This is a genomic window from Curtobacterium sp. MCLR17_039 (assembly GCF_003234745.1).
Taxonomy (GTDB): domain Bacteria; phylum Actinomycetota; class Actinomycetes; order Actinomycetales; family Microbacteriaceae; genus Curtobacterium; species Curtobacterium flaccumfaciens.
On the sequence record NZ_QKTF01000020.1, the window covers coordinates 1 to 21,073 of the forward strand.

A 21,073-nucleotide genomic window follows, 5' to 3' on the forward strand; every position below is an offset into this window, starting at 1 on the left:
GCACGCGCCCCCGCCGCACGCGGCCGCACCGCAGGCACCGGGCGTAGACCTGGAGCATGCGCCACCCGAAGAGGACCGAGCCCGGCCCCGGCCAGGAGTCCGTCTGGGACTACCCCCGCCCACCCGCCGTCGAGCGGGTCACCGCCCGCGTCGTCGTCCGTCTGGGCGGCTCGGTCGTCGCCGACACGACCGACGCCGTCCGCGTGCTCGAGACCTCGCACCCGCCGGTCTACTACCTGCCGATGGCCGACCTGGCCAAGGGTGCGCTCGTGAAGGCGTCCGGTTCGAGCATGTGCGAGTTCAAGGGCCTGGCGCGCTACTTCGACGTCGTCGGCGGCGACGGGACGGTCGCGAGCCGTGCCGCCTGGAACTACCCGACGCCCGTGCCCGGCTACGAGTCGCTGCGGGAACGCGTGGCGATCTACCCGTCGGCGATGGACTCGTGCGAGGTCGGCGGCGAACGGGTCCAGGCGCAGGACGGCGACTTCTACGGCGGCTGGATCACGGCGGACATCGTCGGACCGTTCAAGGGCGCGCCCGGCACGCTCGGCTGGTGATCCGGTCTCGTCTCGCGGGGCGGCCCTGGTCGGGACCGACCGGAGTCGTGCGCGGCGGGGCGGACCCGACCCGGGCCTCCCGGCCGGACCGCGTCAGCGGTTGGCGTACGGCGACCAGAACGGCGGCGGGAACGCGCCCCCGGTGACGATCACGAGCACCTGCCAGACGAGCATGACGAGCCCGGCGGTCCCGATCACGATGCCGATCCACGACCACACCTGCACCGCGCGGCGACGCCCGGCGATCCGGATCGCCCGCCAGCCGCTCAGGACGCACACGAGCCCGAACACCGCACCGAGCAGCACGTGCCGCACGGTGGACTGCGCGGGCACGATGATGCCGAGGTAGAACGCGACCGGTCCGAGCAGCACCGCGAAGGTCGCCGGGGCTGCCGGCGGTTCGTGGTCACGAGCAACTGCTCCCATGGACCGCATGTTAGCGAGTGAACCTCGCTTCGAGCACGTCCAGGTCGCGCAGCGCGGGCACCCGATCGCGGGAACGGGCACCATGGAGGCATGCGTTCCTTCTTCCGAGTCCTGCTCGGCCTGGCCCTCGTCGTCGCGGGCACCAGTCACCTGACCTTCGCGCGCAAGGAGTTCACGGCGCAGGTGCCCGACTTCGTCCCCCTGGACGACGACACGACGGTGCTCGCGTCGGGGGTCGCGGAGATCACGCTCGGCTCGGCCCTGGTGCTCGCTCCGAAGCCGGCCCGCCGCTTCGCCGGCTCGGTCGCGGCCCTGTTCTTCACGGTCATCTTCCCCGGCAACCTGTCGCAGTGGGTGAACCGTCGCGACGCCTTCGGTCTGGACAGCGACGAGAAGCGCTTCGTCCGCCTGTTCGGTCAGCCCGTCCTCATCGCGCTCGCCCTCTGGTCGACGCGCGGCCGGCGCTCCTGATGGGAGCGCCCGCGCGGCAGAGCGGTCCGGCGCCCGGCGCGGATCCGGATCCACTCGGGTCCGGCCCGTCACGCTTCGGTCGGGAGGCCCGCCACCCCCTGGCCGGTCGCAGCCGCGTCGCGGACCTGGTCGCCTCCACCGCCCTGCTCGTCGTGCTGACGGTCGGCGCGTTGGCAGCGGGGTGGGGGATCCGCCTGATGTCGCTCGCGTTCGTGTCGTGCGGGGCGCCGGGCAACACGTGCAACGAGACGCTGGGTGACTCGGTCGTCGTCGTGGGGCCGATCATCGTGGCAGCCGTCCTGGTCGCGACGATCGCGGTCTGCGTGCTGCGGCTCGTGCGACGTCGGCTGACCTGGCCGGTGGTGCTCGTCGGCATGGCGGCGATCGTCGCGGTGTTCTTCGCCTCGCTCTTGCTCGTCGACAGTTCGGTCACGCACGGCATCTAGGCGCTTCTTCCTCCACAGGTGGGGGAGTGTCGGGCGTCTCTCCACAGAAGCCGACGCGCGCCTCGGTGGCGGCGGTCGGACCGACACGCTGGAGCCATGCCTGACACCGAGATGCTCGACCGCCTGATCCGTGAACCCGTCCGCACCGACGACGACGTCGTCCGACTCGTCGAAGCCGTCGTCGAACGACCGCTGCGCCGGCAGTGCTGGGTGCTGTTCCTCGACGACCGTGGGATGTCGATCCCGTTCCTGTTGCCGATCGCCGACCTGCCGTACTCCCCGGACGAACACGTCGACGACTTCGCGGCCCTGATCGCGGACATCGTGGCGCAGCTCGGCGCCGTCGACGTCGTGCTCGTGTGGGAGCGCCCTGACGCCGACCGGCTCTACCCGGTGGACTGGGAGTGGGTCGACGCCTGTGCGTGCGCCCTCGACGAGCACTCGATCCGGCTCCGCGCCCAGGTCGTCGTGCACTCCGGCGGAGCCGCGATCGTCGAGTTCGACGAGGACACGCAGCCGGTGGCCTCGTGAGTGGTCAGCCCTGGGGAGCGGCGTCCGGCACGTCCTGGCCGGTGAGCTCCTCGACGATCGCCTTCGCCTGCGGCCACGACTTCGCGTAGTGGTCCGGGTCCGAGTTGATCTGCACCGCGTGCGCCATCTGCGTCGGGCTCATCGTCTTCCAGCCGGGCACCTTCACCAGCTTCGCGTAGAACATCGACGCGGCCGTGTACGGGTCCATCCGCTGCTCGTAGGTGCCCCACGCGCCGTTGTCGCGCTGCTGGAACAGGCCACGGCTGTCCGGGCCCGCGGCGTCGCCATGGTCCAGGTTCACCAGGCTCGACTCGCCGATCGCGGTCATCACCCCGACGGCCTGCGTGTGCGGGCCGATGCCGAGCGCCTGGGCGGCTTCGATCACGTGCGCGGCGTTCACCAGGCGGTCCTGGCAGAAGCCGCCGACGGGTCCGGCGGGCACGACCATCCCGCCGATCGTCTGCGAGGCGACGGCCGGGCACGCGGGAGTCGGGGTGGCGGCGCTCGACTTCGCGATGCCGGCGAGCGAGTTGACAGCGATCACGACGAGGACGACCACACCGATGCCGACCGCCACGATCCCGGCGCCGAACACCGAGGCGAGGGTGATGCCGACGCGGCGCATGACGGGACCTCTCGACGGGCTGGGCGGGCGGAGCAGGAAGAGCAGCACGAGCGTACGGGCGCCTCCTGGGAAGCGTGCGGCGGCCCGCCGTGATCGCACGCTCCGCGCTCCGCGGTTCTGGGTTCGCCGTCGGTTGCTCGCTCCGGGGCAGGTGCGTTCCCGGCGACGAGTGACGGTTCTGGTTCACGAAGCGCAGGGCTTCGCGCACCAGAACCGTCACGGGTCATTCGTGCGCGGCGGTCACCGGTCGCGTCGGTCGTCCCGGCGACCCCGACGAAGGCGCCAGCCTCCGGCGGACAGGGCCAGTGCGGCGATCACCACGACGACGACGGTCCAGATGACGCTCGTCGCGTCCATCAGACGTCGCGGTGGTCGTGCGGCGGGCGCTGCACCTTCGTCGGCTCCGTCACGAGTCCGGTCGGGGCCTTCTCGGCCTGCTTCCGTCCGTGCGTGAACCAAGTCAGGACCCAGAGCAGCACGCCCAGGGCCAGCAGTGCGCCGGCGATCTGGTACTGCTGCGGGTCACGACCGGACGAGAACGGCATGACGAGCCACAGGCACGTGACGATGCCGATGACCGGGATGACGACGCCGGCTCGGAAGTGCTTGTGGTCGACCTTGTCGCGGCGCAGCACGAGCACGGTCACGTTGACGACGGCGAACACCGTCAGCAGCAACAGCGAGGTTGTGCCACCGAGGACGACGACGATGGGGGAGTCCGGGTCGAGCGAGACCCACCCGATCAGCAGCAGCGAGATGAGCGTGGTGAAGACGATCGCGGTCGACGGGGTGCGACGGGCGGGGGAGATGCGGGACAGGAACCCCGGCAGCACGCCCTGCTTGCTCATGCCGTAGAGCAGGCGCGACGCCATCATCATGTTGATCAGGGCCGTGTTGGCGACGGCGAACATCGAGATGAAGGGCAACAGGTCGGCGATCGGGAAGTCCGGCGCGGCGGTCTGCACCACGGTGACGAGCGGGGTCTCGTTGCCGGCCAGCTCACCGATCGGCACGACGGCCACGGCGCAGATCGACACGAGCACGTAGATCACGGCGGTGATGCCGAGGCCGGTGAGCATGATCTTCGGGAAGATGCGCGAAGGGTCCTTGGTCTCCTCGGCCATGTTGACCGAGTCCTCGAACCCGACCATCGCGAAGAACGCCAGCGACGTCGCGGTGCTGATCGACAGCAGCAGGGACTTGTCCTCCGGCGTCTCAAACATCACGACCCGCGAGAAGTCCGCGTTGCCGCCCGCGATCGCCCAGAACCCGATCAGGATCACCATGACGAGACCGGACAGCTCGACGAGCGTCAGCACGACGTTCGTCTTGACGCTCTCGCTCACCCCGCGGAAGTTGATGAACATCACCGCGAGCATGAAGCCCATCGCGATGAGCATCACCACGCCGTTCGGCAGCTCGATGCCGAACCCGGCGCCGAGGTTCGCCGCGAACGCCCGCGATGCCGTCGACGCCGACGTGATCCCGGAACACATCACGATGAACGTCACGATGAAGGTGACGAAGTGGATGCCGAACGCCTTGTGCACGTAGAGGGCGGCACCGGCGGTCTGCGGGTACTTCGTCACGAGTTCGAGGTACGAGAACGCCGTCAGCAGCGCGACCGCGAACGCGATGAGGAAGGGGAGCCACGCTGCCCCGCCGACCTCGGCCGCGACCTGACCGGTGAGCGCGTAGACACCCGTGCCGAGGATGTCGCCGACGATGAAGAGCAGCAGGAGCTTGGGACCGATGACCCGGCGGAGCTCGTGCTGCTCCTGCTGTGGGCGGTCCGTCTTGGTGGTGGCCATGCGTCACCCTTGCGCGCGAGACGCCTTTCTGTCCAGTCCCACAGGAAGGTTTCTCGCGATCGCAACACGGTGGCTCGGCGACGGATACGCTCCGGCCATGGACCAGCAGTCGAACACCACCGAGGAGCCCATCGAGTTCGCGGACTTCAACGCGAAGCTCCTGGTGCTCGACGTCCTCTGCTACGACCTCGACGTCCTCGACCCCTACGACCCGGACGCCGAGGACGAGACCGACGAGGACCTCGACGTCGACGGGCAGGACGACCGGGCGCGCGAGTACTACGACGACCTCGACCTGCTGCCGTCGCACCTGTCGCTCGTCACCGAGATCACCGTGGACTCCGACCTCGAGGTGCTGCGGGACGTCCACCCCGGCTGGGACGGCTCGGACGACCGCTTCGACCCGCAGAACTGGGACGACCTGCTCGACCTGCCGGAGCTCCGGACCGTGTACGCCGCCGCTCCACTGCCCGCCCACGTCGCCGAGCGGCTCGCGGCCAAGGGCGTCGAGGTCCGCTCCGCCTGAGCGGGACGCGACCAGGACGCTCCGACGGCTAGCGGTTCAGCGCCCGCAGCTGCTCGGTGAACTGCTTCGCGCCGCCCTGCGCCGGGTGCCGCACGGCGATCGCCTCGATGCCGGCCAGGGCGAGTGCTCCCTGCGCCTTCCGACCGACCGCGACCACCCGGACCCGATCCGCACCGCCGAGGGCCTCCAGCAGCGCGAGCGCGACGGGCGCGCCCGAGCGGACCTCGGCGGGCCGTGGCGTCCGGTTCGTCAGCCGGTCCGGTGCCGCGAAGGGGTGGTGCGGGAAGATCGCCCACGCGACCGGGAGCGCACCGCGCCAGCCCTCCAGCGCAGCGTGCACGACGCGCGATGAGGCCTCCCACGGTGCCGTCGGCTCCGGTGGCACCGAGTACCCGGGCGCGAGCTCGCGCATGCTCGTGAACGGCACACCCGTGTTCGTCATGCCGCGCCACCCCGGGGCCTCGGCCACGAGCAACGTGTCGGCCCCCGCCCCGGACTGCTCCAGGTACCGCGTCAGGTTCGCGCGCCGCAGCCGTCCCTCGGCCGATCCGACGTCGTAGAGCGCCTCGGCGTCCGACTCGACGGGCACGGAGTCGAGCGCCGGCCAGAACGCGGCGAACCGACCGCCCGTCCCGCTCACGATCGCCCGAGCACCCGGCGGTAGACGTCCTCGAGCCCCGCGGCCGACCGCTCCCAGCTCAGGCGCTCCGCGTGCTCCCGGCCCGCAGCGGCGAGCCCGGCGGCGTACGGCGCATCCGTCAGGATCCGCTCGATCTCGTCCGCCCACGCCTGGGGGTCGCGGGATTCGAGCACGACGCCCGTCTCCCCGTCGACCACGGCCTCACGCAGACCCCCGGCAGCCGCGGCCACGACCGGCACCCCGGAAGCGGAGCCCTCGAGCGCGACGAGCCCGTAGGTCTCGGAGTGGGACGGCACGAGCACGGCTGCCGCGCCACGGAACAGGAACGCCAGGTCGGCACGCGACTGCGGCCCGACGAAGGTGACGTGGTCGGCGATGCCCCGCTCGTCGGCGAGCCGACGCAGTTCGTCCACGTAGTCGCCCGCCTCACTCGAGACGTCGCCCGCGATGACCAACGTGGGGCGGGCCTCCAGGCTGATGTCCGCGATCGCCTCGATCGCCAGGTCCAGGCCCTTGAGCGGCTGCACGCGCGCCGCCGCGACCACGTAGGGGGTGGCGGCGCGGCGCGCACCGACCGCCGCGGGCCGGAAGACGGACCCGTCGACCCCCGGCGGCACGATCCAGATGCGGGCGTCGTCGCCGCCGAGCCGGGTGCGCACGGTCGACGCCTCGGCCTCGGACACCACGACGACGGCGTCCGACTCGCGAGCCAGCAGTTCCTCGCCGGCGATGCGGCCGGCCGACTCGGGGCGTTCGCCCTCGGACAGCGGCGTGGCCGGGTCGGCGGCGATGGAGTGGAACGACTGCACGTGGGGGATGCCGCGCTCGCGGGCGACGGGCAGTGCGGCGGCGCCGGAGAACCAGTGGTGCGAGTGCAGGACGTCGAACGGCCCGAGCTGCTGCAGCTCGTGACGGAACGGTTCGATGAACGCGTCGTGCTCACCCTTCGGCACCGGCTCGGCCGGCCCCGCGGACAGGAACCGCAGGCACACGCCCGGTACGAGCGACACCGAGTCCGGCTGCGTCGGAGCGGACCGGCGCGTGATGATGTCCACGTGGTGGCCCAGGTCGGCCAGCGCCTCGGCCTGGTGCCGGACGACGACGTTCATGCCGCCGACCTCGCCCGAGCCGGGTTCGTCTCCGGGGGAGGTGTGCAGCGACACCAGCCCGACGTGCAGGGGTTCGGTCGTCGCGCTCACCGCTCAACCCTAGCCGCGCGGCCTCCGCTGCGACGGGCGCGCGGGCGCCACCACGACGGGCCGGCGGCCCGCCTCGTCCAGCGGGTCGGATGGGAGGCCCCGATCACCTCCCAGGATCTGCACGCGCTGGTCGCCGTGTCGCTCCCAGAACGCCGCCGTCCACGCGCACAGGGCGCCGTCGAGCAGGTCCTCGCGGTGCTTGTGCGTCGGACCGTGCAGCACCGACGGGTCGGCGAGCCGCCGCGTCAGCGGATGGGAGTCGAGCAGCAGCGGCGGGTCGAGCGGGGTCTCGCGCAGCCGCCGGACCAGCTCGTCGAAGGCCTCGGCGCGGCGGGCACGTGCCTCGGCGGCGGGGATCCGGAGGTCGAGCCGCTTGTACCGGGGTCGTTCCACGTCGTAGCCGAGCTCCTCGACCCCGACCAGCGTCGTGTACGGGTAGCACTCGAACATCGCCGGACCGGTGCGTCGGCGCATCGAGTCCGTGTCGGAGACGTACCCCACGCCCAGCGCGGTCAGCCGGTCGAGCAGCGCTGAGCCGGCGCTCGCCGCCGATGCCTGGTTCGTCGGGTTCGCCGCGACCTTCCACCGGCCGTAGCGCTGCCCGACCTGCCGCTCGGACTCGCGGATGCCCGTGGGGTTCGTCACGACGAGCGAGGCATCCACGGCGATCAGGGATCGTGGCCCGAGGTGCTCGGCGATCCAGTCCATGACGGCGTCGACCCCGCGACCCCACCCGGCGTCGGTGATCGTGCCGTCGTGGTCCATCGCGACCAGCCCGGTCTCGTTCGCGGCCTTGCGCTCGGAGCCGAGCCCCCACGCGAGGTCGATGCCGAGGTACGCGTTCACCCGCCCATCCTGCCGTGCCCGCAAGACACCGGTGTTCGCGCGCTGAACACCGGCGTGCGCGTGTTCGACCAGGGAACACCGGTGTCTTGCGAGAGCTCGGCGGCGCACACCCGGCTGCGGGCGGGCAGCCGGCACGCGTGTACGGTCCGCTGCATGGCGAGCGAAGCGACGACGGTGCGGGTGCCCGGGCCCGACGGTGACCGCGAGGTCCGGATCAGCAGCCCCTCGCGGGTGCTCTGGCCCGAGGCGGGCATCACGAAGCTCGACCTGGCGGAGTACCTCGTGACGGTGGGCGACGCCTTCGTCCGGGCGAACGGCGACCGGCCGATCTCACTGCAGCGGTTCCCGGGCGGTGTCGACGGCGAGCAGTTCTTCTCGAAGAACCCGCCGAAGGGGGCGCCCGACTACGTCCGCTCGGTCACGGTGACCTACCCGAGTGCCCGGTCGCACCCGCAGCTCGTGATCGACGAGCCGGCCGTGGCGGTGTGGGCCGCCCAGATGAACACCGTGGTGTTCCACCCGTGGGCGTCTCGTGCCGAGGACAGCGACCACCCGGACCAGCTCCGCATCGACCTCGACCCGCAGCCCGGCACGGACTTCGGCGACACCGTGCCGGTGGCCGAGGAGCTGCGGAAGGTCCTCGACGAGGTCGGCCTGACGACCTGGATCAAGACGAGCGGCAACCGCGGCCTGCACGTGTTCGCGCCGATCCGCCCCGAGCACGAGTTCCTCGAGGTGCGGCACGCGGTGATCGCCGCGGCGCGCGAACTCGAACGACGGATGCCCGACCGGGTCACGACGGCGTGGTGGAAGGAGGAGCGGGGGCAACGGATCTTCGTCGACTTCAACCAGGCGAACCGCGACCGCACGATGGCCGGTGCCTACAGCCCCCGGGCCCTGGCACACGCCTCGGTGTCCACGCCGATCGCGTGGGAGGAACTGCGGACCGCCGACCCGACGGCCTTCACGATCCGGACGGTGCCGGAGCGGCTGCGCACCACCGGCGACCCGTGGGAGTCGATGGGGGAGCAGCCGGGCAGCATCGCACCGCTGCTCGAGTGGTGGGAGCGGGACCTGGCGAACGGCGAGGGTGAGCTGCCGTTCCCGCCGGACTTCCCGAAGATGCCCGGGGAGCCACCGCGCGTGCAGCCCTCACGGGCGAAGAAGCCGAGCTGAGGCCGAGCGGCCGGGTGGCCGAGCAACCGGGCCCAGCCGGGTCGAACCGAACCGAGCCTCAGGCTGCGGAGGGGACGTCCCGCTGACGGTCCGGGTCCTCGACGCGCGTGGTGTGCGTCGGCAGCCCGATGCTGGCGGTGTGCAGGCGGGTGAGCCGCGACCAGGTGCCGCGGTGCACGTCGGTGATGCCGTCGACGATCACGAGCCGAGTCCGACCGTGACGAGGGCGAGCGCCGTGGCGGTCACGCCGGCGATGGCGCTGATGACCGCGCTGAGCTGCAGGACGCGCTGGCGCCGTGCCTCTCGGACTTCTGTGAAGGGGCTCCGCCGAGGGTGGCGGACAAGCGTGCTGGTGCTCATGTCGATCCGCTCCGATCCGGGCATCCGGACTGGACGCCTCGTGCTGCTGAGATCATCCTGGCACGGCTTCGCTAGTTCGGCTAACTACTTTTCCCCGAACGTGACAGAACAGCGACAAACGGACACCGCAGTGCGTTCCGCGTCAGGACAGCACGTCGCTCAGGTCGTACGCACTCGGCACCTCGAGCTGCTCGAACCCGCACGACGTCGCGTCACGGTCGGGCCGCCACCGCTCGAACTGCACGGTGTGCCGGAACCGGTCGCCCTCCATCTGGTCGTACCGGACCTCGAGCACCAGCTCCGGCGCCAGCCGGACGAACGACGTGTCGCGCCCCGACGAGAACCGCGACCGTTCCCCGTCACCGGTGACGGGCCTCCCGTCCGCATCGCGGAGCACGACGGGCTCGAGCTCGTCGATCAACGCGGCCCGCCGCTTGTCGGAGAAGGCGGAGACGCCGCCGACCTGGCGGAGCTCGCCGTCCGCGTCGTACAGGCCGACCAGCAGCGACCCGACGCCGGAGCCGCTCTTGTGAACGCGGTAGCCGATGGCGACGACGTCGGCGGTGCGGTGGTGCTTGATCTTGAGCATCGAGCGCTTGTTCGGCTCGTAGGGCCGCGCGCGGGGCTTCGCGACGACGCCGTCGAGCCCGGCGCCCTCGAAGGTGGTGAGCCACTCGCGCGCCTGCTCGACGTCGAGCGTGGTGCGCGTGACGAAGAGCGGGTCGGCCATCCCGTCGCCGAGCTGTTCCAAGCGCTCACGACGCTCGTCGAAGGGCAGGTCGAGGAGCTCCTGCCCGTCGACGGCCAGCAGGTCGAAGGCCACGAACTGCGCCGGGGTGTCGACGCTGAGCTTGGCGATCCGCGAGGCCGCCGGGTGGATGCGCTGCGACAGCGCCTCCCAGTCGAGGCGCTCGGCACCGGACTCGCCGGAACGCAGGATCACCTCGCCGTCCAGGACGACCGGGTGGTCGCGGCCGCCGAACTGCGCACGGAACGCCTCGACGAGCTCGGGGAAGTACCGGGTGAGCGGCTTGGCGCCGCGGCTGCCGATCTCGACGTCGTCACCGTCGATGGTCACGATGCCCCGGAAGCCGTCCCACTTCGGTTCGTACCGCAGCCCGCCCTTCGTGCTGTCCGGCTCGGGGACGGTGGCGACGGCCTTGGCGAGCATCGGTGCGATCTCCATGCGTCCTGTCTACTCGCGCGCGTCGGCGCGACTGTCTGCCTGGAGGCCCGTGCCGCGCCCCGCGCGTGCGCTCGGTGAGCAGAAATGGTCGGGTCCACGGCCCGCACCCGACCATTTCTGCTCACCATGCGTCGGGAGCAGGGCCGTCGAGGGCCAGACACGCGTCGGTAGGGTGGCCGGCGTGACGACCGTGCCCCCGCCGGCAGCGCCGGCCCCGGAACCGATCAGCCCCGTGCAGGCCGCCGCGCTCCGCGACGGCGTCCTGCCACCCGTCGAGCAGGTCCGGCCGGGCATCTGGACCCTCGCGGTGCCGTTCCGGTTCGGGGTGCCCGACGCGACCCTCGTGTACGTCGTCGAGGGGTCGGACGGCTCGCTCGCGGTGATCGACCCCGGGTGGTCGGCCGACGGCGGACTCGCCGAGCTGCGGGACGGGCTCGCCGGGATCGGCCGCTCCCTGGACGACGTGTCGCTCGTCGCCGTGACGCACCTGCACGCCGATCACCTGGGGGCCGCGGCGGCCATCCGCCGGGCGACGGGGGCCCGGGTGGCGATGCACGGCCTCGAGGTCAGCGCTCTCGAACGGGAGCGGATCGACGCCGAGCGGAACGACGCGGACATCGCGACGTGGGGGCTGCCCGAGCACCTGCGGGCCGGGGTCGTCGAGGCATGGGGCAGCGGACGTCGCATCGGGATGGGCCGGATCGAGGCGCCGTACGCGGACGTGCTGCTCGAGGACGGCGACCTGCTGCCGATCCCCGGTCGGACGATCCGGACGCTCTGGACCCCGGGACACACGACCGGGCACGTGTGCTTCCTCGACGAGGCCGACGGGCTGCTGTTCTCCGGCGACCACGTGCTGCCGCGGATCAACTCCGGCATCGGGCTCGGCGGCCGGACCGGCACGAACCCGCTCGGGGACTACTTGGCGTCGCTCGAGCGGCTCGACCCGTACGCCGAGCTCGAGGTCTGCCCGGGGCACGAGTACCGGTTCCGTGACGTCGTCACCCGCGCCGAGACCCTGGCCCGGCACCGGGAGGAGCGCTCGCGTCACGTCGCCGCGGCCCTCGATGCGCTGCACCGTCCCACGCTGTTCGAGGTCGCGGCCCGGGTGCCCTTCAGCGGCGGGATCGAGTCGATGACCGGGTTCCTGCTCGCGAGCGCGCTGACGCAGACGGCCTTCCACGCGGAGCTGCTCGGGCGGGTCGGCGAGATCCGGCCCGCCTGACCTCAGCCGAGAGTGGTCGCGAGGCGCTCGATCGTCGTCTTCGCGTCGGCGAACTCCGCGGCGGCGTGGTCGGCCAGCGGTGCGAGGTCCGGCAGTCGGTCGGCCAGGGTCGCGCTGACGGTGATCGGGTAGAGCTTCATGCCGAGCGCGGTGCCGAGCACGATGTGCAGGACGGGGGAGCCGTGGTCCCAGCCCTCCGTCGGGGTGCCGGCGTCGTAGGTCGCGCCGCGGCTCACCACGGTGACGACGGGTCGTCCGGCCAGGGGCTGCACGCCGCCGGTCAGGATGCCGGGGACGTGGATGCGGTCGATCCAGGCCTTCAGGGTCGACGGCACGGTGTAGTTGTACAGCGGCGCACCCACCACGACGACGTCGGCGGCCAGGAGCTCGTCGATGACCTGCTGGCGCAGGGCCTCGGCCTCGGGCGCCACGGTTTCCTCGGCGGTGCGGTCGGCGGCGGCCCAGTGCAGCGCCGAGCTCTCCAGGTGGGGGAGCTGGTCGACGTGCAGGTCCCGCCGGACGACCGTGTACTCCGGGCCGCGGGCGCGCCAGGCGTCGGCGAAGGCCGCGGTCAGTGCGCGCGAGCGGGAGTGGGTGAGGTCGGCCGAGGAGTCGATGTGCAGCAGCGTGGGCATGGTGCCCACGCTACCGACGGTGGGACGGAAACGGCCCCGCCGCCCCGTGCGGGGACAGGCGGGGCCGAGCCGGGCCTCCCGTCCGTCACGCGGGCGCGCGACGGACGGGAGACGACGGGGACCGTCAGCGCTGAGCGCGGCGACGGCGCAGGGTGCGGGCGCCGATCAGACCGGCACCGGCGACGAGCAGGCCGAGCGCCCAGGGGAGGGCACCCGTCGCATCGGTTCCGGTGTAGGCGAGCCGACCGGAGCCGGTGTGGTGCGTGGCGACCGCCGCGGGGACGATCGGCTTGATGACGGCGGCCGGGGCGATCGTCGGCTGCACGTCCACCGCGAAGACCGTGCTCGGCACCGCGGCACCGGAGACGGTCAGGGTGTGCGTCGAGGCGTGCGGGAACGTGACGGACACCAGGCCGACCCCGCCCAGGTCGGAGTCCGCGGCGATGACGTCGGTCGCGACGTCCGAGGTGACGGTCGGCGTGAAGAACTCCGGCTCGCCGGTCTCCTCGTCGAAGTCGGGCATGATCTGGTTGCCGAAGCGGTCGACCTGGGCACCGGAGACGAGCAGCGTGCCGCCCTGCTTGACGGTCACCTTGCCGCCCTTGACCGGCTCGGAGTCGCTGAGCAGGTCACCCGTGTAGACGTCACCGTTCGGGTGGATGATCCACGCCGTGGTGTCGCTGCCGTCCTCGAGCGCGTTCTGGTTGAGCGTGACGACCTCGATGCCGACGGGGGCACCGGCCTGGACGTCGATGTCGACGAACTGCTGGTTCGAGACGGGGCCGCTCGGGCTCGTCGACGTCGCCGTGATCATGACCTGGTAGTACTGCTCGGCGTCGGTCAGGGTGCCGGAGAGCACGCCGGTCTTCGCGTCGAAGGAGATCCCCTTCGGCAGGGTGGACTGCTCGTTGCCGTCGTCGTCGAACGACGATGCCGACAGCTCCGGCGCCGGGGTGCTGAGTGCACGGAAGGTCTGCGAGAAGGCCTCGCCGGCGGTGGCCTCGATGGACGTGTCGCCTTCCTCGTCGGAGAGCGGCTGGCCGTCCTCGTCCACGAAGACGGGGGCCACTGCGGTCTCGGTGGTCGCCGTGGCGGTCTCGCCCGCGACCGAGCCCTCGAGCGTGACCGTGATCTCCTGGCCGGCGTCGGCGGTCGTGATCGTGTAGGTGGCGCTCTCGGACAGGACGGCCCCGGTCGGGGAGGTCCAGACGTACGAGATCTTGCTGCCCTTGGTGAACCCGGACTGTCGTGCGACGAGGTCCGAGCCGACGTACAGGTCGCCGGTGATGGTGACCGACTGCTCCGCGGCGGCTGCGGCGGCCGGGGTGGTCGCGGTGGCGGTGGGCTCCGTGGGCGTGGTCGCGGCCGGGGCGGCGGGGGTGCCGGCCGGAGCGGTCGAGCCGGTGCCGGGGGTGCCGGCGTCGGTCGGCTCGGTGTCCGGGCCGGTCGCACCGGAGTCGTCGCCCGCGGGAGCGTCGTCACCGGTGGTGTCGCCGGCGGGCGGCGTGCTGCCGTCCGCCTCGGAGCCGGTCGCGGGCGTGCCCGTGCCGTCCGTGGCGGTGTCGCTCGGCGTGGTGCCGTCGGCGGCGGCCGTCGCAGGAGCGCTGACGGCCGGGTTCGACTCGGCAGCGGTCGCTGCGGTCGCGGTCATGACGCCCAGACCGGTCGTGAGACCGATCAGCGCGACGGTGGTGCCGACGGCGCAGGCGCGTCGGACGGTGGAGGTGCTGCGGCGCACTTCGTCCCCCAGGGTTTGAGTCCGGTCGGGTGCCGGAACGTAAGAGTTCGCCGAGAATCCTCGGCATGATCGGATCGTAGGGGTTAGTCGCGCACGTGCGCGACGGGCTTGATCGGAATGTGACCCGGGTTGGGGGTTCCCGCACGATTCACGGACGGGAGGCGCGGTGCGGACCCGCACCGCGCCTCCCGTCCGCATCGGATCACGTGTCAGGCGCGTCGACGGCGCAGACGGTGCACCAGCAGGCCACCGCCGGCGGCGAGCAGGCCGAGCGCCCACGCCAGGGGACCGGACTCGTCGGCGCCGGTGTAGGCGAGCGTGCCGGACGCCGGACGGGTCGTCGACGTCCCGGCGGCGTCGGCGTGCGCTCGGACATCGACCCGGAACGAGGTCGTGACCCCTCCGTTGGACACGGTCAGCGTGTGGATCGACGCGTGCGGGAAGTCGACCTGGTTGGACTCCGCCTCCGCGACCCAGGTGATCCGGTCAGTGGCCACGTCGCTCGTCACGACGGGGTGCGGGCTGCCCGGGGTCGTCGTGCGGTTGCCGTTGGCGTCGACCGCGACGGCCTTCACGAACAGCGGGATGCCCTGGTCCGCCGGCACGCTGTCGACCGACTTCGTCTGCACCGACCCCGCGGCGTCGATCGTGTACTCGGTGACCGATCCGTCGGGTGCGACCTCCCACTCCGGGCCCTCAGCGCCGTGGTACACCGACGCCAGGACTCCGACCGGGGTGCCGGGCTCGACCGTCAGGGTGACGTGCGCCGTCGCGGTCTCGGAACCACTGCGTGCGATCACCTCGAAGTCGTACTGCGTCGCGGGGCGCGGCGTGCCGGACAGGACGCCCGTGGCGGGGTCGATCGAGAACTCGGAGCGGAAGAAGTCCCCGTCACCGATGACGTCGCCGCCGTCGGAGCCGGCGAGCGAGTACTCGACCGGGCCGGTCGCGCCCTGCACCGAGAAGCGGTGGCTGAACGGCGTGCCCGACGTCGCCGTCAGGTCGAGCGGGGCATCGGAGGAGGACTGCTCCGTGAACGCGAGCGGGGTGTCGGCGACGTCGACCGGGATCGACAGCGAGAGCCCGTCGGCCCGCACCGTCAGCTCGTGGCGCCCGACGTCGGAGAAGGTGACCTTCCAGCGGTTCGTGACGTCGTCGAAGGAGAGGACGTCACCCGGTGCGCTGCTGGTCAGCTCGGTGGCCGACGACATCTCAGGGCCGTCCTTGGGGTTGCCGTAGCGGTCGATCAGCGTGGAGGCGAGCCACAGGGACTGGCCGGGCTTCGCGGGGATGGCGGAAACGGCCTTACCGAGGTTCCCGTAGCTCCAGGGCCGGATCGCGTCCTTCGTGACCTCCCAGGCCGGGCCGAAACCATCGGCCGTCGAGGACACGGACGTGGTCAGGGTGACCGCCGCGGCGGGCTCGACGGTGACCCGGATCCACTGCGTGTCGTTGTGTCGGGTGTCGGTCGCGAGGACGCTGAACTCGTAGACACCCGGCGTCGTCGGGGTACCACGGAGGAGCCCGGAGTCGTCCCAGCGGAACTCCTTCGCGTACTGGTCCCAGTCGCCGACGGGGGCGAAGCCGTACTCGAGCGCCTGGTCGCCGCCCTGCGCCACGAACTGCTGCGAGAACGATTCGCCAGCCGTCGTCGTGAACTCGATCGGCTTCTCGCGGCTCGACGGCGTCGGCCACGTGACGGCTCCGTCCGCAGGGGCATCCGCTGCCGGGGTCGACGCTGCGGGAGCCGCCGCGGTCGGGCTCGGGGTCTCCGTCGAGCCGGGGGTCTGACCCGGGTCGGGCGCCGGAGTAGGGGAGGCGGTCGGCGTGGTGTCGGCAGGGGCGTCGGTGTCCGCTGCCTCGGGGGTCGGCGTCGGGGTCGCGGTCTCGGGCGTCGGGGCCGTGGGCTCCGGTGCGTCCGGCGTCGCCTGGCCGGTGCCGGTGCCGGTGCCGGTCCCGGTGGTGACGGACGTCGACGTGTCGGCGGTGTCGGCGACGGCCGCGGTGGCGCCGATGCCGAACGCGGACGACGCGGCGACGATCGCGACGGCTGCGCCGACCGCGGCGCTGCGTCGGAACGTGGATGTGCAGGACTGCTTCACGGGGATCCCCCTCGGATACCAGGTCGGGACGCCGGATCAGCGTCCTCTACTCAGGGAATGTCGCCCGCTGACCAGTCCTGACGATCGCTCGATCACGGATTGGTCACGACCTGCGCCGGGACCGGCGCGACCGCGAGGCGGACAGGTGCGGGATGGGACCGGGTCGGGGGTTCCCGCAAGACGGACGGGAGGCCCGGTGCCAGCTGGCACCGGGCCTCCCGTCCGTTCGTCGGTCGCGTCTCAGGCGCGACGGCGACGCAGGCGGAGGACCAGCAGGCCGCCGCCGGCGGCGAGCAGGCCGAGGGCCCACGCCAACGGCGTGGTCTCGTCGGCGCCGGTGTAGGCGAGCGTGCCGCCGGTGCCGCTCGTCGTGGTCGCGGCGGTGGCGGTGGCGACGGGACGGACGGCGACGACGAACGTGGTCGAGGCGCCATCCTGGGTGATGGTGAGACGGTGGTCCGAAGCGTGCGGGAACGCCACCTTCGATGCGTCGCCCCGGGGATCGGTGACGACCTTGTCCGCCGCCACCGAGCTCGTCACCGTCGAGCCGAACTCGGTGCTCGCGGAAGCCGGCGCGGTCGGGTTGCCGAACCGGTCGACGGCGAGGCCGGACACCACGAGCGAACCGCCCTGCTGGACGGGGATCGACGCGACGGTGCCGAGGGGCTCGCCCCCGCCGGAGAACGCGCTGATGACGCCACCGGGTGCGACCGACCAGACCGTTGCGCCGGGTGTGCCGGTGTCCACGATCGCGCGGACCCCGATGGGTGCGGCCGGCAGGACGGTCAGGCGCACGTACTCCGTGGCGGTCGCGGTGCCACGGAGGGCGACGACCTCGAAGTCGTACGTGCCAGCGGTGGTGACGGTGCTGGTGAGCACCCCGGTCTCGACGTTGACGGTCAGGTCGGACGAGGGTGCGTCCTGGATCGCATACGCCAGCGACCCCGTGCCGCCCGTGGTGCGGAACGTGTGCGTGAAGGTCGCGCCGGCGGTGGCGGTGAGGGCGAGCGGCTTCGCCTTCGTCGACGGCTCGGTGAAGACGACCGGCGACGGCGAGACGGTCAGGCGGACGTACTCGGTCACCTGTGTCGACCCGCTGAGCGCCACGACCTCGAAGTCGAACGTGCCGGCGGTCGTCGGCGTGCCGCTCAGCACGCCGGTCTCGACGTTCACCGTGTAGTCCGCCGACGGGGCGTCCTGGATGGCGTACCCGACGGTGCCGTTGCCGCCCGTGGTGGTGAACGTGTGGCTGAACGGCGTGCCGACCGTCGCGGTGAGGGCGATCGGGGCGGCCTGGGTCGACGCCTCGGTGAACGCGAGGTCGCTGCCGTCACCCGGTGCTGCCGCCGGGGTGGCGCCGTCCGTGGCCTTCGCGGCGGGGCCGGCGCCGGGCGTCGGGCTGGCGCTCGACGTCTTGGCGGCCGTGGAGGTCGCCGTGGTGCTCGTCGGTGTCGTCGTCCCCGTCGGCGTCGCCGCCGTCGCGGGCGCGCCGACGCCGATGACCGAGCCGATGGCGGTCGCCGCCACGACGATGCCGATCGTCGCCGCGCGGCGGACGGGCGGCTTGGTGGACTGGTGCATGGTTCCCCCTCGGGAGTCTGGTGGCGAGCACACGGTGCCCGCGCGCTCCTCGGTGCTGACATTACGGTTCGCGGACGCGTTCCGACCCCTACTGGAGATCACGGTTTCATCTCGGTACTACCGGCTCTCATCTGGGGTTTTTCACAGAATCGCGCAAAGACGGACCGGAGGCGCGGGGCGGTCCTGCCCCGCGCCTCCGGTCCGTCAGGCGGTCGCTGTGACGTGCCTCAGCCGAGTCGGCGACGCAGGCGCCAGACGAGCAGGCCGGCACCCGACGCCAGCAGGCCGAGGGCCCACGCGAGCGGGCCGGACTCGTCGGCACCGGTGTACGCGAGCGTGCCCGACGCGGTCGGCGTGTGGGTGGTCGTGACCGTGGTCGTCGCCGTCGGCTGCACCTCGAAGCGGATGGTGCTCGTCACGTCCCCGGACGCCACGGTGATCGTGTGCGGCGACGCGTGCTCGAAGGTCACCCACGTGGCCGCAGCCTCGGCGTCGTACTCGATGCGGTCGCTCGCCACGTCGCTCGTGAAGGCGAGGTCGGTGTGGTCACCGACCGGCTGCCCGTCGGCGTCCACGGCCAGGGCGCGGATCTGCACCCGGTCGCCCTGTCGGGCCGGGATCGCGTCGACCCGCTGCGCGTCGCCGTCCGCCGGGTAGTAGGTGATCACGTCACCCTCGACGCCCCACCGGTCGCCGGACGTCCCGTCCGCCGGGAGCACCCCGATGGTGATGCCGACGACGGGAGCGGGGGCTTCGGAGACGCGGACCGTGAACGAGGTGGAGACGCCGCCCTCGGACACCGTCAGCGTGCGGGTACCCGGCTCCGAGAACGTCACCGTGTTCGCCGACCAGTTCGGGTCCCAGACCACGCCGTCGGACGCGGTGGTGCTCGTGACGGTCGAGCGCGGGTACTCGTCGCCCGGGGTGGTGCGGTTGCCCAGCGCGTCGACGGCCACGCCCGCGAGGGTCATCGAGGAGCCGACGGTGGCGGGGACCTCCGACACCACGGTCTCACCGGTGCCACCCGGCGCGTACTCCCGGATCGTCCCGTCGGCGTCGACCTGCCAGCTGACGTCGGAGTCCGAGCTGTCGACGCCGAACGTGACACCCACCGGGGCGCCGGGTTCGATGTCGACCTGGACGTACTGCACGGCGCTCTGGTGCAGGTCGGTCGCGGTGACCGCGAACAGTGCGGGCCCGTCGAAGGTGCTCTTCGGGGTGGCGCTCAGGACGCCGGTCTGCTCGTTCCAGGACCAGCCGTTGACGTCGTTGTTCGGGGAGAAGTTCAGCGGGTTGAACAGGTACTCCAGCGGGCCGTCACCGCCCTGGGCGGTGAAGGTGTGCGAGAACGGCTGACCGGCGGTCGCGGTGAGGACGATCGGCGCGTCCTCGGTCGACGGTTCCGCCCAGGTGACGGGCGTCGATGCCTCGGGGGCGGGCTGTTCGGCGGCGGCGGGGGTCGTCGGCGCGGTGTCCGCGGCGGGCGGCGTGGTCGCGGCCGGGGTGGTGTCCGGCGTCGCCGTCTCGTCGGCCGGTGCCGGTGCCGGCGCCGGTGCCGGGTCGGCGGTCTCGCCGTCCGGTGTGGCCTGCGCGGTGTCGGGAGCGGTGTCGGTGCCGGTGTCAGCCGCCGTGGTGTCGGCTGCGGCGGTCGCGGTGGTCGCGGTGGTCGCGTCCTGCGGAGCCGACGTCGCGGTGGTACTCGGTGCAGCCGTCTCGTCGGTCGCTGCGGAGGCGGCGCTCGCCCCGATGCCGAACGCCGATGAAGCGGTGACGATCGCGATCGCCGCTCCGATCGCCGCGCTGCGGCGGAAGGTGTACTTGCAGGACTGGTTCACGGGATCCCCCTCGGATGCCTGGGTGGGACGCCGGATCAGCGTCCTCTACTCAGGGAATGTCGCCCGCTGACCACTCCTGACGATCGCTCGATCACGGAACGATCACGATGGCACGGAGGTCCGCAGCCGTCGTGCCGGACCCGCGCCGCGCCTCCAGACCGCCCTGTCACGCTCCGACGACGGACGCGGCGCGTTCGAGCGCGGAGCGGAGTGCGCGCACGGCTGGCGACGATGCGCCAGCGGCGCGGACCACCGTGAAGATCGTCCGCCGCGGCCGCTCGGGCAGCTCGAGCAGCCGGCACGTCGTCGTCCGACCGGTCCACATCAGGTCGGGCATCAGGCTGACGGCGTTGCCCGACTCGACCAGGCGGATCTGCGTCTGCAGGTCGGCGGTCTCGTACCGGACGTCGGGCTCGAAACCCCAGCGCCGGCAGACCTGCTCGGCGAAGTGCCGCGACGCGGTCCCGCGGGGCTCCATCACCCAGGGCATGGTGCGGGCGTCCTCGAGTGACGACACCGGGCGCAGCGCCGTGTCGCGCGGGGGCAAGGCCAGCCGGACCGCGTCCGTCGTCAGGTCGGACCGGTCGAGCCCGGGCAGGTGCGGAGCGGCATGGGCGGGGTACTGCTCCGCGATGACCATGTCGAAGTCGCGAGCCCACGTCTCGTTCAGCGCGGTCTCCGGTTCGCGCTGCACCATCTCGACCCGGACGTCGGGGTGTTCCGTGGCCATCTCGTGCAGGGCGCTCGGCATCAGGGCGAGGGCTGCCGACTGGAACACGGCGACCCGCACCCGGCCCTGCACGGACGACAGGGTCTCCTCCACCTGGGACTGCGCGTGCTCGAGGACGTCGAGCACCTGGCCCGCCGCGGCCACCAGCACCTCGGCTTGCGGGGTGAGCTGGAGCCGCCGCCCGGCCTTGCGGAGGAGCTGCACGCCGGCCTCCCGCTCCAGGGCACTCAGCTGCTGCGAGACCGCCGACGGAGTGAAGTTCACCGCCTCGGCGACGGCCGCGATCGTGCCGCGGATGGACAGCTCACGGAGGAGCACGAGACGGCGGACGTCGAGCATGGTCCGACGCTAGCCGGGTCACGACCGAAACGGTAGCGCAATTGAACGGTATCCATCAGGAACGCTCACTTCCGCTACCGCATCCCGG

22 protein-coding genes are annotated in these 21,073 nt (G+C 72.2%); 7 read left to right on the forward strand and 15 right to left on the reverse strand.

Annotation, left to right across the window (positions count from 1 at the left end):
* Positions 1–56: 56 nt before the first annotated feature.
* Positions 57–557, forward strand: coding sequence for a DUF427 domain-containing protein (locus DEJ00_RS16900; protein ID WP_111058161.1), 501 nt, complete (start codon positions 57–59; stop codon positions 555–557).
* Between the two features lie 93 nt (positions 558–650).
* Here DEJ00_RS16900 and DEJ00_RS16905 read toward each other — a convergent pair whose 3' ends face one another.
* A complete protein-coding gene (locus DEJ00_RS16905; protein ID WP_035808197.1) occupies positions 651–983 on the reverse strand; it encodes a hypothetical protein in 333 nt (110 codons plus the stop codon).
* A gap of 90 nt (positions 984–1,073) precedes the next feature.
* Here DEJ00_RS16905 and DEJ00_RS16910 point away from each other — a divergent pair, with 90 nt between their 5' ends.
* The 3 genes from DEJ00_RS16910 (at position 1,074) to DEJ00_RS16920 (ending at position 2,431) form a co-directional block, all read left to right on the forward strand.
* Positions 1,074–1,454 carry a hypothetical protein gene (locus tag DEJ00_RS16910; protein WP_111058162.1) on the forward strand — a complete coding sequence of 127 codons (381 nt, stop codon included), beginning with the start codon at positions 1,074–1,076 and terminating at the stop codon, positions 1,452–1,454.
* On the forward strand, positions 1,427–1,900 hold the full coding sequence (locus DEJ00_RS16915; RefSeq protein WP_375537596.1) for a DUF6264 family protein: 474 nt from the start codon (positions 1,427–1,429) through the stop codon (positions 1,898–1,900). Before DEJ00_RS16910 ends, DEJ00_RS16915 begins: the two co-directional genes overlap by 28 nt.
* Before the next feature lie 96 nt (positions 1,901–1,996).
* Positions 1,997–2,431 (forward strand): hypothetical protein, encoded by a 435-nt coding sequence (locus DEJ00_RS16920; protein WP_027465188.1) that lies wholly within the window; start codon positions 1,997–1,999, stop codon positions 2,429–2,431.
* Between the two features lie 4 nt (positions 2,432–2,435).
* On the opposite strand, the gene DEJ00_RS16925 is transcribed toward DEJ00_RS16920, so the two are convergent.
* Together DEJ00_RS16925 and DEJ00_RS16930 are read right to left on the reverse strand one after the other, a co-directional pair.
* The gene (locus DEJ00_RS16925) at positions 2,436–3,056 is read right to left on the reverse strand and encodes a hypothetical protein (protein ID WP_111058163.1); all 621 of its coding nucleotides are present in this window, start codon (positions 3,054–3,056) and stop codon (positions 2,436–2,438) included.
* A 356-nt stretch (positions 3,057–3,412) separates the two neighbouring features.
* Positions 3,413–4,867: an APC family permease gene (locus tag DEJ00_RS16930; RefSeq protein ID WP_027465189.1), complete on the reverse strand. Its 1,455-nt coding sequence runs from the start codon at positions 4,865–4,867 to the stop codon at positions 3,413–3,415.
* Between the two features lie 97 nt (positions 4,868–4,964).
* Between DEJ00_RS16930 and DEJ00_RS16935 the strand changes: the two genes are divergently transcribed.
* Positions 4,965–5,393: a DUF6892 domain-containing protein gene (locus DEJ00_RS16935; protein ID WP_051596670.1), complete on the forward strand. Its 429-nt coding sequence runs from the start codon at positions 4,965–4,967 to the stop codon at positions 5,391–5,393.
* Positions 5,394–5,421: 28 nt separating this feature from the next.
* Here the strand turns inward: DEJ00_RS16935 and DEJ00_RS16940 are convergent, their stop codons facing one another.
* The 3 genes from DEJ00_RS16940 to DEJ00_RS16950 are packed head-to-tail and all read right to left on the reverse strand — an operon-like array spanning position 5,422 to position 8,078.
* Positions 5,422–6,033: a uracil-DNA glycosylase gene (locus DEJ00_RS16940; protein ID WP_111058164.1), complete on the reverse strand. Its 612-nt coding sequence runs from the start codon at positions 6,031–6,033 to the stop codon at positions 5,422–5,424.
* Positions 6,030–7,232, reverse strand: a complete 1,203-nt coding sequence (locus tag DEJ00_RS16945) for a glycosyltransferase (protein WP_111058165.1) — start codon at positions 7,230–7,232, stop codon at positions 6,030–6,032. Before DEJ00_RS16945 ends, DEJ00_RS16940 begins: the two co-directional genes overlap by 4 nt.
* 9 nt (positions 7,233–7,241) lie before the next feature.
* Positions 7,242–8,078: a DUF429 domain-containing protein gene (locus DEJ00_RS16950; RefSeq protein ID WP_111058166.1), complete on the reverse strand. Its 837-nt coding sequence runs from the start codon at positions 8,076–8,078 to the stop codon at positions 7,242–7,244.
* Between the two features lie 153 nt (positions 8,079–8,231).
* Between DEJ00_RS16950 and ligD the strand changes: the two genes are divergently transcribed.
* On the forward strand, positions 8,232–9,254 hold the full coding sequence (ligD, locus tag DEJ00_RS16955) for a non-homologous end-joining DNA ligase (RefSeq protein ID WP_111058167.1): 1,023 nt from the start codon (positions 8,232–8,234) through the stop codon (positions 9,252–9,254).
* Positions 9,255–9,312: 58 nt separating this feature from the next.
* Here ligD and DEJ00_RS18650 read toward each other — a convergent pair whose 3' ends face one another.
* From DEJ00_RS18650 to DEJ00_RS16965, 3 genes are all read right to left on the reverse strand, one after another.
* Positions 9,313–9,456: a hypothetical protein gene (locus DEJ00_RS18650; RefSeq protein WP_181440222.1), complete on the reverse strand. Its 144-nt coding sequence runs from the start codon at positions 9,454–9,456 to the stop codon at positions 9,313–9,315.
* Positions 9,453–9,614, reverse strand: a complete 162-nt coding sequence (locus DEJ00_RS18655) for a hypothetical protein (RefSeq protein WP_163343780.1) — start codon at positions 9,612–9,614, stop codon at positions 9,453–9,455. Before DEJ00_RS18655 ends, DEJ00_RS18650 begins: the two co-directional genes overlap by 4 nt.
* Before the next feature lie 142 nt (positions 9,615–9,756).
* Positions 9,757–10,800 carry an ATP-dependent DNA ligase gene (locus tag DEJ00_RS16965; protein ID WP_111058168.1) on the reverse strand — a complete coding sequence of 348 codons (1,044 nt, stop codon included), beginning with the start codon at positions 10,798–10,800 and terminating at the stop codon, positions 9,757–9,759.
* Between the two features lie 181 nt (positions 10,801–10,981).
* Here DEJ00_RS16965 and DEJ00_RS16970 point away from each other — a divergent pair, with 181 nt between their 5' ends.
* A complete protein-coding gene (locus DEJ00_RS16970; protein ID WP_181440223.1) occupies positions 10,982–12,025 on the forward strand; it encodes an MBL fold metallo-hydrolase in 1,044 nt (347 codons plus the stop codon).
* Positions 12,026–12,027: 2 nt separating this feature from the next.
* Here DEJ00_RS16970 and DEJ00_RS16975 read toward each other — a convergent pair whose 3' ends face one another.
* The 6 genes from DEJ00_RS16975 to DEJ00_RS17000 all read right to left on the reverse strand — a co-directional run bounded on the left by DEJ00_RS16975 (position 12,028) and on the right by DEJ00_RS17000 (position 20,985).
* Positions 12,028–12,660 (reverse strand): FMN-dependent NADH-azoreductase, encoded by a 633-nt coding sequence (locus tag DEJ00_RS16975; protein WP_027465195.1) that lies wholly within the window; start codon positions 12,658–12,660, stop codon positions 12,028–12,030.
* A 124-nt stretch (positions 12,661–12,784) separates the two neighbouring features.
* Positions 12,785–14,398, reverse strand: a complete 1,614-nt coding sequence (locus tag DEJ00_RS16980) for a putative Ig domain-containing protein (protein ID WP_111058169.1) — start codon at positions 14,396–14,398, stop codon at positions 12,785–12,787.
* 209 nt (positions 14,399–14,607) lie between these two features.
* Positions 14,608–16,500 (reverse strand): hypothetical protein, encoded by a 1,893-nt coding sequence (locus tag DEJ00_RS16985; RefSeq protein ID WP_111058170.1) that lies wholly within the window; start codon positions 16,498–16,500, stop codon positions 14,608–14,610.
* 240 nt (positions 16,501–16,740) lie between these two features.
* On the reverse strand, positions 16,741–18,081 hold the full coding sequence (locus DEJ00_RS16990; protein WP_111058171.1) for a hypothetical protein: 1,341 nt from the start codon (positions 18,079–18,081) through the stop codon (positions 16,741–16,743).
* Positions 18,082–18,308: 227 nt separating this feature from the next.
* Positions 18,309–19,916, reverse strand: a complete 1,608-nt coding sequence (locus DEJ00_RS16995; RefSeq protein ID WP_111058172.1) for a hypothetical protein — start codon at positions 19,914–19,916, stop codon at positions 18,309–18,311.
* Positions 19,917–20,082: 166 nt separating this feature from the next.
* A complete protein-coding gene (locus DEJ00_RS17000; protein ID WP_027465200.1) occupies positions 20,083–20,985 on the reverse strand; it encodes a LysR substrate-binding domain-containing protein in 903 nt (300 codons plus the stop codon).
* Positions 20,986–21,073 lie beyond the last annotated feature (88 nt).

Bases quoted from the DNA above. Each gene is read 5' to 3' on its own strand.
- DEJ00_RS16965 (WP_111058168.1), bottom strand. From the start codon at position 10,800: ATGGAGATCGCACCGATGCTCGCCAAGGCCGTCGCCACCGTCCCCGAG.
- DEJ00_RS16910 (WP_111058162.1), top strand. From the start codon at position 1,074: ATGCGTTCCTTCTTCCGAGTCCTGCTCGGCCTGGCCCTCGTCGTCGCG.
- DEJ00_RS18655 (WP_163343780.1), bottom strand. From the start codon at position 9,614: ATGAGCACCAGCACGCTTGTCCGCCACCCTCGGCGGAGCCCCTTCACA.
- DEJ00_RS16935 (WP_051596670.1), top strand. From the start codon at position 4,965: ATGGACCAGCAGTCGAACACCACCGAGGAGCCCATCGAGTTCGCGGAC.
- DEJ00_RS16920 (WP_027465188.1), top strand. From the start codon at position 1,997: ATGCCTGACACCGAGATGCTCGACCGCCTGATCCGTGAACCCGTCCGC.
- DEJ00_RS17000 (WP_027465200.1), bottom strand. From the start codon at position 20,985: ATGCTCGACGTCCGCCGTCTCGTGCTCCTCCGTGAGCTGTCCATCCGC.
- DEJ00_RS16905 (WP_035808197.1), bottom strand. From the start codon at position 983: ATGGGAGCAGTTGCTCGTGACCACGAACCGCCGGCAGCCCCGGCGACC.
- DEJ00_RS16990 (WP_111058171.1), bottom strand. From the start codon at position 18,081: ATGCACCAGTCCACCAAGCCGCCCGTCCGCCGCGCGGCGACGATCGGC.
- DEJ00_RS16975 (WP_027465195.1), bottom strand. From the start codon at position 12,660: ATGCCCACGCTGCTGCACATCGACTCCTCGGCCGACCTCACCCACTCC.
- ligD (WP_111058167.1), top strand. From the start codon at position 8,232: ATGGCGAGCGAAGCGACGACGGTGCGGGTGCCCGGGCCCGACGGTGAC.
- DEJ00_RS16900 (WP_111058161.1), top strand. From the start codon at position 57: ATGCGCCACCCGAAGAGGACCGAGCCCGGCCCCGGCCAGGAGTCCGTC.
- DEJ00_RS16925 (WP_111058163.1), bottom strand. From the start codon at position 3,056: ATGCGCCGCGTCGGCATCACCCTCGCCTCGGTGTTCGGCGCCGGGATC.
- DEJ00_RS16930 (WP_027465189.1), bottom strand. From the start codon at position 4,867: ATGGCCACCACCAAGACGGACCGCCCACAGCAGGAGCAGCACGAGCTC.